Source organism: Rhodococcus sp. Ni2, assembly GCF_021352185.1.
GTDB lineage: Bacteria > Actinomycetota > Actinomycetes > Mycobacteriales > Mycobacteriaceae > Rhodococcus_F > Rhodococcus_F qingshengii.
In genome coordinates, this window is the sequence record NZ_WOXZ01000001.1 from 832,409 (window position 1) to 844,972 (window position 12,564).

Below are 12,564 nucleotides of genomic sequence, written 5' to 3' on the forward strand. Positions count from 1 at the left end.
CTGCCCACTCCTGAGTCTGCCGAAGGATCGTCATGGACGCCGTTACCAATGTCCCCCACCCAGCCAACGAACCGGTGAACAATTACGCGCCGGGAAGCCCGGAACGATCGCGCCTTCGTACGAAACTGACCGAACTGGCCGAATCGCCGACCGACATCAGGCAGGTCATCGGCGGCATCCACCGAACTGCGGAAGGTAAGCGAGAGAGCGTTGTTCAACCACACCGTCACAGTTCGGTGCTCGGATCGTATGCGGGCGCAACCCACTCGGACGTTCGTGATGCCATCGACGCCGCCACACTCGCCGCCCCGGCCTGGCGCGACCTCTCGTTCGACGACCGCGCTGCGGTCTTCCTCCGCGCCGCCGATCTACTTTCCGGCCCGTGGCGCGAAACCATCGCCGCCGCAACAATGCTCGGCCAGTCGAAGACCGCATACCAGGCCGAGATCGACGCGCCCTGCGAACTGATCGACTTCTGGCGTTTCAACGTCGCGTTCGCACGTCAGATACTCGCCGACCAACCCGTTTCCGCTCCGGGAGTGTGGAATCGCGTCGAATACCGTCCACTCGAAGGTTTCGTCTACGCGATCACTCCCTTCAATTTCACCGCCATCGCCGGAAATCTCCCCACAGCACCGGCCCTGATGGGCAACACCGTGATCTGGAAGCCGTCACCCACGCAGGCCGTCGCGGCGTACCTGACAATGCAACTGCTCGAAGCTGCCGGCCTCCCGCCCGGGGTGATCAATCTTGTTCTCGGCGACGGCCCCTTGGTGTCCGAGGTCGCGCTTGCCGACCCCCGACTGGCGGGTATCCACTTCACCGGATCCACCGCAACGTTCCAGCGTTTGTGGCGTGAGGTCGGAGCCAACATCTCGAACTACCGGACGTATCCGCGTCTCGTCGGCGAAACCGGCGGCAAGGATTTTGTACTCGCACACAGTTCCGCTGACCCGGACGTACTCACGACGGCATTGATTCGCGGGGCCTTCGACTACCAGGGCCAGAAATGTTCGGCCGCATCACGGGCGTTCATCCCGAAGTCGGTGTGGGCCAAGATGGGCGACACGTTCATCGACACTGTGTCGACGCTGAAGTACGGAGACGTCACCGACCTGACGAACTTCGGCGGCGCCGTCATCGACCAACGTTCGTTCGACCGAAACGCCGCCGCGATCGTCCGCGCCAAGTCGACCAGCAGCCTCACCATCGCAGCAGGCGGCGACTACGACGACCGTGAAGGATTCTTCATCTCACCGACGGTCCTACTCGGTGACGACCCGAGCGACGAAGCCTTCAGCACCGAGTACTTCGGTCCCATCCTTTCGCTTCACGTCTACGACGACTCCGCACCCAATGCCTACGCCGACATCCTCGCGCGCGTCGACAGCGGATCCGCTTACGCCCTGACCGGCGCCGTGATCGCCACCGACCGTGCGGCCGTCGATCAAGCTCATCATGGTCTGCGGTTCGCCGCCGGAAACTTCTACGTCAACGACAAGCCGACGGGAGCGGTTGTCGGACAACAACCCTTCGGAGGTGCGCGGGCTTCGGGTACCAACGACAAGGCCGGTTCGCCGCAGAATCTGCTCCGTTGGGCGTCGACACGCACCGTCAAGGAAACCTTCGTTCCTCCCACCGATCATCGTTACCCCCACCAGGACGTCGATCCAGCCGAGAGCGAGAACCGTTGATGAGTGCCGTCTCGCTGAGCAACCCACTGCGCCCGGTGCTCCTCGCGGCGGCACGCTCGTCGCGACTGGAGAAGACAGTCTCCGGGATGACCTTGACCCGCAAGCTTGTAGACAGGTTCGTCGCCGGGGACGCGGAACCCGCAGCGATGTCAGCGGTGCGCAACATCCTCACCAGTGGCCGGTTCGTGACGGTCGACTACCTCGGCGAGGACACCACCGATCCGGCTCAGGCAACAGCTACCGTCGACGCCTATCTCTCCCTTCTCCGCTCGTACGCAACGCTTTCCGAGATTGCCGGGACGCAACACTCCCTGGAGGTTTCGCTCAAGCTCTCCGCGTTGGGGCAGTCACTTCCCGGTGACGGCGAGAAGATCGCCCTGGCGAACGCTCACCGAATCGTCACAGCGGCAGACGAAGTGGGCGCGTGGGTCACCGTCGATGCGGAGGATCACACCACCACCGACTCGACACTGTCCATCGTCGAAGAGTTGCGCCGCGACTTCCCGACGCTCGGCACGGTCCTGCAGGCGTATCTACACCGCACCGAGGCCGACTGCCGGCACTTCTCCGGATCAGGTTCACGAATTCGGCTGTGCAAGGGTGCATACAAGGAACCGGCCGTCGTCGCGTTCCAAAAGGCCGGCGAAGTCGACGCGTCGTACCTGCGTTGCCTGAAGGTCTTGATGGAAGGTGACGGGTACCCGATGGTCGCCTCCCACGATCCCACCATGATCGACGCCGCCCTCGAACTCGCCACACTGACCGAGCGGACAGCCGAGGATTTCGAGTTCCAGATGCTCTTCGGCATCCGCGACGGCGAACAACGCAGATTGGTAGCCGAAGGCAATCACCTGCGGGTCTACGTTCCCTACGGCAGCCAGTGGTACGGCTACTTCATGCGTCGCCTGGCGGAAAGACCGGCCAACCTCATGTTCTTCATGCGCTCACTCGCTTCCAACAACTAGACACCGGAAACCGGTGGCAGCGGTGGCAACTCGAGGTTTTCGCGAAAGGTACCGCCGACGTAGTCGGATCCCACGATTCCGCGCTTGCGCAGCTCCGGCAGCAGCCCGTTCGTGACGAAATCGCGTGTACGCGGATCGGCAAGGTCACCGAGCGTGATGACGTCGAGTACGCCCGCGTCGTATCGTTCCTCGATCGCGTCCGCGAGCTGTTCCGGGGTGCCCGCCGCTGCCCAGTGGCCGGTGTCCTTGGACGCGATGATCAACTCACGCAGAGTCTTTCCTTGTGATGCGAGCTTGCCGAAGATCTCGACCCGGCCCCGTCGTCGATTCACCGACGACGGGTCCGGCAACAACGACTCCGGGATCGGCCGATCCAGCGGCAATTCCGAGAAATCCACGTCACCGCCGAACATGTCGGCAAGCCTGGTGCGTCCGGCGTCGAAGTCCGTCGATTCCTCGGCTTCTCTGACCAATCGTTCGACTTCGGCTTCGGTAGCGCCGTACGTTGCGTGGAACGAGCTGAAAATCAGTGGCAGTTCGTCCCCACGCCCCAACTCTGCCGCCCTGGCGCGGATCGTCTTCGTGTAGGTGACCGCGTCCTCGAAGGTTGCGAGAGAAGTGAATACGACCTCGGCGAAGCGAGCACCCAGTTCGATACCTCCGGCAGATTGGCCTGCCTGGAATTGGACCGGACGACGCTGCGGCAGGGATGGAATGTTCAACGGCCCCTGCACGGTGAAGTACTTGCCTCGGTGCTCGATGGGGACCACCCTCGACGGATCCAGCACCGCAGAGCCCTCTCCCCGGATCAAGGCGCCGGGCTTCCAGCTGTCGAAGAGCGCGTTGACCACCTCGAGCGATTCGGCCGCTCGGGCGTACCGCTCCTCCGGACTCGGCAGGTCCAGGTCGCTGTAGTTCTCTTCTCCGAGTGAGGAAGTGACGGCATTCCATGCGGCTCGACCATTGCTGACGTGGTCCAGGGTGCCGAACAACCGTGCCAGGTTGAATGGGTGATGAAACGTCGTCGTGACGGTGGCGATGAGCCCCACATGGGTGGTGACCGCACTCAGCGCGGCAAGGAAGATCAACGGCTCCTGCGCACCGATCGCGCCCTGCGCACCGAAACTCAGCAGGTCGGCGGCAAACAGTCCGTCGATCTTGTTCGCCTCGGCCGTCTTTGCGACGTCGATCGCGGACGCGACCGTCGAAGTCGTCGGATCGATCGCGGCGTCGTAGATACTCACCGCCCCGCTGACACCGGTCACCGTCTTGAGTGGACGCCTACGATCGGCCACCGACCATCCTCCTGGCTTCGCGAAATCTGTTCCGAATTCACAACGCTAGACCGATCCTGGCTCCCGACAAGGTATTCACTCAGCCTGGTTCTATCCCTCCGAACGCCGCTTGGTCACGCCCCGGATTTACGGGCACGATAGGCGGCGACGTGCGCCCTGTTCCCACAGTTCCCGGTGTCGCAGTATCGCTTCGAACGATTGCGCGACAAATCCACGAAGACCGCTTCGCAGTCCGGGGCCTCGCACCATCGCAACCTCGAGAATTCGTCGGTTCGGATCAGATCGAGCACACCCATCGCCGCTTCTGCGGCCATCCGGTCCACCAGTGGCGAATCGTCAGCGGTGACGTGCAGGTGCCAGCCGAGGTCGTCGTGCCTGGTGAGCCGCGGCCTCGCGCCCGATTCGAGTAGCAGTGTGTTCACCACCTCGACGGCGTCGTCCACTCCCGCGGCTTCCCAGAACTTTCGCAGTCGTGGACGCAGCGCACGAACCGCCGTCAATTCCTCCGGTGTGCCGTCCCGCCTGCCGGTCCAGCGATCCGCGTCGAGAAACCGTGTCAGCTCCTCTTGATCCGGAAGCAGTTCGGCCCCGCCGCGGGCCGTGTTGACCAACGACGCGGCGAAGACGAGCGCCGATTCCGTGTCACCAGCAAAATGCACTTTGACTCCTGAGCCGTATCAACCTAATGTCAGCATCGTAATCGCTTTTACTCCTGACGGGTGACGACGTGAACTCTCGCAACGGCTTGATCTTCGCTCTGCTGTCCGCGGCAACGTTCGGCGTATCGGGCCCGTTCGCGAAATCTCTCATCGAATCAGGGTGGTCCCCCGGCGGCGCAGTGTTCGCGCGCGTTGCCGGCGGCGCACTGGTGATGATGGTGATCGCCTTAGCCACCCAATGGCCTCGCCTACGACAGGTGAGCACCCACACGCGAACGGTACTGCTGTACGGGGTCTTCGCGATCTCGGGCGTTCAACTGTGCTTCTTCAATGCCGTGCAACATCTTTCGGTCGGCGTCGCATTGCTTCTCGAGTACCTTGCACCGATCATCGTCATCGGGTGGGTGTGGATGACCAAGGGCGCGCGTCCGAGCGTGCAGACGCTTCTCGGTGCGGCGGTGGCCTTGATCGGCGCCGCCGTGGTGATCGACGTCTTCGGATCGGCAGAGATCAGTGCCGTCGGAGTCGCCTGGGGACTGGCCGCCGCGGCATGCCTTGCAGTCTATTTCGTCATTTCCGAACGTGCGGACGGTGATCTCCATCCTGTTGTGCTCGCGGCATCGGGGCTCACGGTCAGTGCAGTGGTCATCGGCGCGCTCGGACTCGTAGGCGTCCTCCCCCTCCATTTCTCGGCCTCGAACGCCGTCGTGGCAGACCATTCGGTGAACGTGTGGCTGCCGGTGGTGGCCCTGGTCCTGGTCAGCACTGTCATTGCCTATCTCACCGGCATCGCCGCGATCACGCTGCTGGGGCCGACAATCGGGTCTCTGGTAGCGCTGACCGAAGTGCTGTGCGCGGTCGTCGCCGCGTGGATCCTGGTCGGGGAATCCGTCACCGCACTCCAAGCTGTAGGTGGCGCAGCAATCATCGCGGGGTTGGTCCTCGCGCGCCTCGGCCAGGTTGCACCGAAACAGATACCGGCCGACCCGATGACAAATGTCATGGCAGAAGAATGACGGACGGACGAGGGATCACGACCTCGAAGCGAGCAGATTCTATGTATGACCTCAACACAGGCACGGCATTCACCACAGGCACTGCACACACTCACTGAAGGATCGGCACACGACGCCGTCCGGTTGACCGGACTTCGCAAGAGTTTCGGAACCGTCGACGCCGTCAAAGGTATCGACCTGAGCATCCGCCCCGGCGAGATCGTCGCGTTCCTCGGCCCGAACGGCGCAGGCAAGACGACAACCATCGACATGATCCTCGGCCTGTCCCGGCCGACGTCAGGCGAGGTGAGCGTCTTCGGAATGTCACCTCGATCGGCGATTGCCCGCGGACTCGTCTCGGCAGTCATGCAGACCGGCGGACTACTGAAAGAGCTGACGGTGGCCGAGACTGTGCAGCTGACCGCCAGCCTGTACTCCCAATCCCGTCCGGTCGACGAAGTGCTGGGGAGAGCCGGAATCCTCGACATCTCCGATCGCCTGGTCAGCAAATGCTCAGGCGGACAACAACAGCGGTTGCGATTTGCGATGGCGTTGCTGTCGAACCCGCAATTGCTCATTCTCGACGAGCCCACCACCGGTATGGACGTCGAAGGGCGTCGGGACTTTTGGTCCGCCATCCGCGCCGACGCAGATCACGGTCGCACTGTGCTTTTTGCGACGCACTACCTCGAAGAGGCCGATGTCTACGCCGACCGCATCATCCTGGTCAGGCAAGGCACCGTGGTCGCAGACGGGACCACCGCCGAGGTCAAGGCGATGGCGTCCGGACGCACCCTGCGCGCGACTGTTCCAGGCATCACCGACGAACTCCTGCGAGCCATACCGAACTCCGACGCCGTCGAGGTGCGCGGTGAGTCGCTGCTCGTGCACTCGGGTGACACCGATGCCGTTGCACGGTTCCTGTTGACCAATACGCAGGCTCGCGATCTCGAAATCGTCTCGCGTGGCCTCGAAGACGCATTCATCGCACTCACGTCGAACAACTCCGAAGGACAGAAGTGATGACCACTGCAACCGAAGCGAACACCTACGGAGCCGAGCGAACCGTCGTACCTCTCGGCGGATTCAACACGACGCTACTGCGACTGGAATTTCGTCGCCTGACTCGCAACCGGCGCACGATGATCTTCACGCTCGTCATGCCGGTTGTCTTCTTCCTCGTCTTCGGTCTCGGTCAAGGCGACGACGACCACGGGATCGGGCACGGCAATGTCGCCGCGTACATCATGATCAGCATGGCTCTCTACGGCGCGATGCTGGCCACCACCAGCGGCGGCGCGATGGTCTCGATCGAACGAGCGTCCGGGTGGAGCCGACAACTTCGGCTGACTCCCCTGACCCCGGTCGCCTACATCGCCGTCAAACTGATCATGGCGATGCTGCTCGGTCTCGTCTCGATTCTCGTGGTCTACGTCGTCGGCGCGTTCACCTCGGCGCAGATGGACGGATCACTCTGGTTCACAACGGCATTGATCGCCTGGCTGGGATCGTCGATCTTCGCGGCCTTCGGCCTGTTCATGGGGTACCTACTCCCCAGTGAGAACGTCATGCAGTTGCTCGGACCGGGACTGGCTCTGCTCGCATTCGGCGGCGGACTCTTCGTACCACTCACCGACGGTTCCGTATGGGCGACCATCGCACAGTTCACCCCGATGTTCGGCATCAACGCCCTCGCCCACGCACCGTTGACGGGCAATAGCATTCACTGGACCTGGATCGTCAATATCCTGGTGTGGTTCGCCATCTTCGCCGGCGGAGCGATCTGGCGGTTCCAACGAGATACGGAGCGTGTGTAGTTGTCGCAAACGACTGACCGAGAAGATTCCGTCGCGCTCCCGCGGCGGAATCGTTTCGGCGTTCTCTTCGCGGCGGTCTGGATGGTATTTCTCGGCGGGCCGCTGATCGAGGGATGGAATCTGCGCGACGAACTGCGCGGCTGGACAGGGATTCTCGCGACGGTCGCCTTCAGTGCGCTCTATCTCTACACGTTCGCCACAACGCAGCAGCGGCGTCGAATGACAATGACTCGGCCGACGATTCGCGAAGCTGCACTGGCTTTGGCCGCCTTGACCGCGTTGGCCGCCGTGATGATCGTGAGCGTCGGGCCGACAGGTTTGGCAGCAGCACCGTACCTCGCGGTGACAGCGGTGACACTGTTGCCGACCGTCGCCGGCGGCATTCTCGCCTTGGTGTTCGCGGCCTCCGTGGAGATAGTCAGCCTCTCGTCCGGATGGGGGAACTACTCCGGACTCTCACTCGGAGTCTGCGCGGCCGCGTTCGCGACCTGGGGAATCATGTCCCTGATCAGCCGCAACTTCGCCATACTCCATGAACGCGAAGAGCAGGAGCAGCGGGCAATCATGGAGGAGCGAACGAGGATGGCGCGCGATCTGCACGACATCCTCGGGCACTCGCTGACCGTCATCACGATCAAAGCCGAACTGGCCAATCGCCTACTCGATGTCGATATCGAACGTGCACGCAGCGAACTCGACGACCTCGAAAGGCTCTCTCGAGACGCGCTGGCGGACGTGCGCTCGGCCGTCGAAGGATTTCGTGGGATTTCTCTTCCCGTCGAGATAGCCCGAGCGCGAGAGGCATTGCGTGCGGCTGGTATCGAAGACGAGGTGCCGAGCAGTACCGACATGGTTCCCACGCGTCTTCGGGAACTCTTTGCATGGACGATCCGTGAGGGCGTCACCAACGTCGTTCGACACAGCGGTGCGACCCACTGCCGGATCACGGTCGACGAAAATAGTGCGTCGGTCGTCGACGACGGACGAGGGGCCGAGTCGACGTCTTCCGGAAACGGTCTGATCGGATTGCGCGAGCGCGCCGGAGCGTCGGGCGCACGAGTGATCATCACTCATCCCCTGCCGCAGGGGTTTGCACTTCAGGTAGTCGAACAGGAGACAGAGTGAACAGCCAGGGCGATCGAGCAACCATACGGCTGCTCTTGGCGGACGATCAGGCGCTCGTGCGAGGAGCTTTGGCCGCGCTGCTCGATCTGGAATCCGACCTGTCCGTGGTGGCCGAGGTCGGTCGCGGCGACGAGGTGGTGTCCGCCGTTCTCGAACACCGCCCGGACGTCGCGCTTCTGGACGTCGAGATGCCCGGCATGGACGGAATCGCCGCGACGGCGGCCCTTCGCGAGGCAGCACCCGACACCCGGGTTCTGATCGTCACCACGTTCGGCCGTCCCGGATTTCTTCGTAAAGCCCTGCACGCCGGGGCCGGCGGGTTCGTCGTCAAGGACACCCCCGCCAGGCAGCTTGCCGACGCGGTCAGGCGTGTCCACGCCGGACTGCGCGTCGTCGATCCCACCCTTGCGGCCGACAGCCTCGTCAGCGGCGAGTCGCCCCTGACGGAGCGTGAGACCCAAGTACTGCGCGCCGCTCACGACGGCGCACCCGTGGCAGCCATCGCAGGGGCGCTCTTCCTGTCTGCCGGGACAGTTCGAAATCATCTGTCATCCGCGATGGGTAAGACGGGTGCGTCGACGCGCGCGGAAGCCGTCAGAATCGCCGAGTCGAACGGCTGGCTCTGATCCGCGCGTCTGGAATAGCCTTCCCCGGCAAATAGTTCGCCGTTCGATTCGTGATGGCGATTTGTCCAGATCACTCAAAGTAGGGACCTTCTACCCTAGGGATTTTCCCTGCAAACGACCGCTTCGCGAGAATCCGAAACAGCTAATCGTTCGATACCTGGCTATGATGCAGTTAATTGAATCGACGGAGCCTGTGCGTAGCGGGGGAAGGGACGTCTCATGTCGAACCAGTTCAACGATCGCTTGAACTCGCTGTTCGAGACTGCCGACTTTCACGTCACCAACGCGATGGTCGTTCGCGGCATGACCGAGTTCGGCTGCCGTATCTCCACGCCGTACCTGTCGCAACTGCGCACCGGCGTCCGAACCAATCCGTCACCCGAAGTGGTTGCCGCCCTCGCCCACTTCTTCAACGTCCATCCGGACTACTTCTACGCCCCGTCCGATCACACTCCGCCCGCGATCTCAGGTGGCGAGGCAGACCTCTCCCTCCTCGAACAGCTGCACAACGTGCGCCTGCGGAACCTCACCTCCCGTGTCGTCGACCTCTCACCGTCTTCACAGGATCTGCTTGTCGAAATGGCGGAGAATCTACGTTCCTCCGAAAATCTTCCGCGTGTACCACCGGACTCGAATTCCTACATGTCACGCGCATAGCGCCCTTCGCCGACTCTCCTTGACTGCTCAGGGAGGGTTGGCCTTATGCTGGTCGATGCAGCTGGTTCGCCCGGCACGGTCATGAGGAGCCCCGAAGACCGGTCCCGGCGTCGAAGCTCCGTCAGCGCAAGCTGTCGGGGTGAGAGGGAACCCGGTGAAAATCCGGGACTGTCCCGCAGCGGTAAGCAGGAACGACCGCCGTTCATGTGCACTGGGCATCCGCCTGGGAAGCGACGGCCAGTAGGTTCGATCCAACTCGATCGAGTGCCCGCGAGTCCGAAGACCTGCCGACTGTGTCGGGCACGCCGTGCCCGACGGTCCACCGCCTCGTGGAATGGGCGTGTAGATCTCCATCGGACCTCGCGTGCGGTGCGGGCAGTGCTGCCCGCTGAAACTCGGGGTCTCGTGAGGTATACCCGTCTGCCGGCAGTGGCCATCAGTGCATTGGCAATCTGGAGAAACTCCGTGACAACAACATTCACTTCGACCGTGCTGGGCTCACCGCGCATCGGTCCTCATCGAGAACTCAAGCGGGCAACCGAAAGCTACTGGGCAGGGCGCATCGACGCCGACGCCCTGCAGGCTGTCGCCCGTGACCTCCGTCGGCAGGGCTTGGCCGACCTCCGTGACCTGGGCCTCGACTCCGTCCCGGTCAATACCTTCTCCTTCTACGACCAGATGCTCGACACCGCAGTTCTTCTCGGCGCGCTGCCCGACCGCGTCGCGTCGGTCGCCGATCCGTTGGACCGCTACTTTGCCGCTGCCCGTGGGACGGACACCATCGCGCCGCTCGAAATGACGAAGTGGTTCGACACCAACTACCACTACCTGGTGCCGGAGATCTCGCCGTCCACCACGTTCGCACTCGACCCGTCCAAGGTCTTGTCCGAACTGGCAGAAGCACTTTCCGACGGCATTGCAGCCCGCCCGGTCGTCATCGGACCGGTCACCTTCCTGCTGCTCTCGAAGGCTGTCGGCACTGACGAGCCGCTGCTCTCGCGACTCGAAGAACTACTCCCCCTCTACGCGGATCTACTCGGCCGGCTCGCGAAGGCCGGTGCGAGCTGGGTTCAGCTCGACGAACCGGCCCTCGTGGGCGATCGCACCGACGAGGAAATCGAAGCGGCACGCGCTGCGTACGAACAGCTTTCAGCGCTGTCCGAGCGGCCGTCGATCCTGTTGGCGTCGTACTTCGGTTCGCTGCGTGAGGCGCTGCCCGCGCTTGCGTCCACCGACGTCGAAGGATTTGCCGTCGACCTGGTGGCCGGTCAGGATTCGATCGGCTCCGTCCCCGAACTCGCCCGCAAACTGGTCGTCGCCGGTGTGGTCGACGGACGAAACATCTGGCGGTCGGATCTGGATTCGGCACTGAGCACGTTGGGTGCTCTGTTGGGCAGCGTGGATACTCTTGCCGTCTCCACATCGTGCTCCCTGCTGCATGTTCCGTACACTCTCGACGCAGAGGCCGATGTCGACAAGGCCCTGCGCTCGTGGCTCGCGTTCGGCACCGAGAAGGTCAAGGAAGTAGTAACTCTCGCAACCGCTCTCACACAGGGCCGAGAGTCGGTGGAGGACGAGTTCGCTCTGGCACGAGCGGCCGCGTCGACCCGCAAGGACGATCGCAGACTCAATGATGCGAGTGTTCGGGGACGCCTGGCCGCCGTGCTGAACTCGGCGACCGGTCGCGCGCCCGCCGCCGAACGTCGCGCTGCCCAGGACGAACTGCTTTCTCTGCCGCCGCTGCCCACGACGACAATCGGTTCGTACCCGCAAACCTCGAAGATCCGCATCGCTCGCGCAGCACTGCGCACGGGCGAGATCGACGAAGCCGAGTACGTCAACCGTATGCGCGCCGAAATTGCCGAAGTTGTTGCGCTCCAGGAAAAGCTGGACCTGGACGTTCTTGTTCACGGTGAGCCGGAACGCAACGACATGGTCCAGTACTTCGCGGAGCAGTTGGACGGATTCTTCGCCACCGCCAACGGTTGGGTCCAGTCGTACGGCACCCGCTGCGTGCGTCCGCCGATTCTGTACGGCGACGTCTCCCGCCCGAAACAGATGACCGTCGACTGGATCACGTACGCGCAGTCCCTGACCGACAAGCCGGTCAAGGGCATGCTCACCGGACCCGTCACCATTCTGGCCTGGTCGTTCGTCCGCGACGACCAACCCCTCGCCGACTCGGCAAATCAAGTCGCACTGGCCATTCGAGACGAGACCGTCGACCTGCAGGCCGCCGGAATCGGAATCATCCAGGTTGACGAACCGGCTCTACGAGAACTACTCCCACTGCGTGCCGAGGATCAGCGCGCCTACCTGGACTGGTCGGTCGGCGCCTTCCGGTTGGCTACCTCGGGCGTCGCGGATTCCACCGCGATCCACACGCACCTGTGCTACTCCGAGTTCGGAGCGGTGATCGGCGCCATCGCCGGCCTCGACGCGGACGTCACGTCCATCGAGGCGGCGCGCTCACACATGGAGGTCCTCGACGATCTCAGTTCGGTCGGGTTCGATCTCGGCGTCGGCCCGGGTGTCTACGACATCCACTCGCCGCGGGTGCCGAGCGTCGACGAGATTGCCGAATCCCTGCGTGAGGCACTCAAAGCTGTTCCTGTCGAGCGGTTGTGGGTCAACCCGGACTGCGGTTTGAAGACCCGCGGTTCCGTCGAGGTCGAGGCGTCACTGCGTAACCTCGTCGAAGCCGCGAAGTTGGTACGAGCGGAGCTATAGG

The 12,564-nt window shown here is 63.2% G+C and carries 11 protein-coding genes and 1 riboswitch; of the genes, 9 read left to right on the forward strand and 2 right to left on the reverse strand.

What is annotated here, in order from left to right:
* Positions 1–32: 32 nt before the first annotated feature.
* Both pruA and GN300_RS03945 read left to right on the forward strand, forming a co-directional pair.
* Complete coding sequence (gene pruA, locus GN300_RS03940) at positions 33–1,694, forward strand: L-glutamate gamma-semialdehyde dehydrogenase (protein ID WP_030535314.1); 1,662 nt, start codon at positions 33–35, stop codon at positions 1,692–1,694.
* Positions 1,694–2,659 (forward strand): proline dehydrogenase family protein, encoded by a 966-nt coding sequence (locus tag GN300_RS03945; protein WP_063315881.1) that lies wholly within the window; start codon positions 1,694–1,696, stop codon positions 2,657–2,659. Before pruA ends, GN300_RS03945 begins: the two co-directional genes overlap by 1 nt.
* Here GN300_RS03945 and GN300_RS03950 read toward each other — a convergent pair.
* On the reverse strand, positions 2,656–3,954 hold the full coding sequence (locus GN300_RS03950) for an NtaA/DmoA family FMN-dependent monooxygenase (RefSeq protein ID WP_058226146.1): 1,299 nt from the start codon (positions 3,952–3,954) through the stop codon (positions 2,656–2,658). The genes GN300_RS03945 and GN300_RS03950 overlap by 4 nt on opposite strands.
* A 113-nt stretch (positions 3,955–4,067) precedes the next feature.
* Positions 4,068–4,613, reverse strand: coding sequence for a CGNR zinc finger domain-containing protein (locus GN300_RS03955; RefSeq protein ID WP_003939872.1), 546 nt, complete (start codon positions 4,611–4,613; stop codon positions 4,068–4,070).
* Between the two features lie 68 nt (positions 4,614–4,681).
* Here GN300_RS03955 and GN300_RS03960 point away from each other — a divergent pair, with 68 nt between their 5' ends.
* The 7 genes from GN300_RS03960 (at position 4,682) to metE (ending at position 12,563) form a co-directional block, all read left to right on the forward strand.
* On the forward strand, positions 4,682–5,629 hold the full coding sequence (locus tag GN300_RS03960) for a DMT family transporter (RefSeq protein WP_063315880.1): 948 nt from the start codon (positions 4,682–4,684) through the stop codon (positions 5,627–5,629).
* A 45-nt stretch (positions 5,630–5,674) separates the two neighbouring features.
* Positions 5,675–6,631 carry an ABC transporter ATP-binding protein gene (locus GN300_RS03965; protein WP_003940598.1) on the forward strand — a complete coding sequence of 319 codons (957 nt, stop codon included), beginning with the start codon at positions 5,675–5,677 and terminating at the stop codon, positions 6,629–6,631.
* Positions 6,631–7,425, forward strand: a complete 795-nt coding sequence (locus GN300_RS03970; protein WP_019745005.1) for an ABC transporter permease — start codon at positions 6,631–6,633, stop codon at positions 7,423–7,425. Before GN300_RS03965 ends, GN300_RS03970 begins: the two co-directional genes overlap by 1 nt.
* On the forward strand, positions 7,426–8,550 hold the full coding sequence (locus GN300_RS03975; protein ID WP_063315879.1) for a sensor histidine kinase: 1,125 nt from the start codon (positions 7,426–7,428) through the stop codon (positions 8,548–8,550).
* Positions 8,547–9,176, forward strand: a complete 630-nt coding sequence (locus GN300_RS03980) for a response regulator transcription factor (RefSeq protein WP_003940330.1) — start codon at positions 8,547–8,549, stop codon at positions 9,174–9,176. Before GN300_RS03975 ends, GN300_RS03980 begins: the two co-directional genes overlap by 4 nt.
* A gap of 219 nt (positions 9,177–9,395) precedes the next feature.
* On the forward strand, positions 9,396–9,833 hold the full coding sequence (locus GN300_RS03985; RefSeq protein WP_030535308.1) for a helix-turn-helix domain-containing protein: 438 nt from the start codon (positions 9,396–9,398) through the stop codon (positions 9,831–9,833).
* A 105-nt stretch (positions 9,834–9,938) separates the two neighbouring features.
* A riboswitch (cobalamin riboswitch) is annotated at positions 9,939–10,140 on the forward strand.
* 158 nt (positions 10,141–10,298) lie between these two features.
* Positions 10,299–12,563: a 5-methyltetrahydropteroyltriglutamate--homocysteine S-methyltransferase gene (metE, locus tag GN300_RS03990; protein WP_063316051.1), complete on the forward strand. Its 2,265-nt coding sequence runs from the start codon at positions 10,299–10,301 to the stop codon at positions 12,561–12,563.
* The last annotated feature ends 1 nt before the right edge of the window (position 12,564 follow it).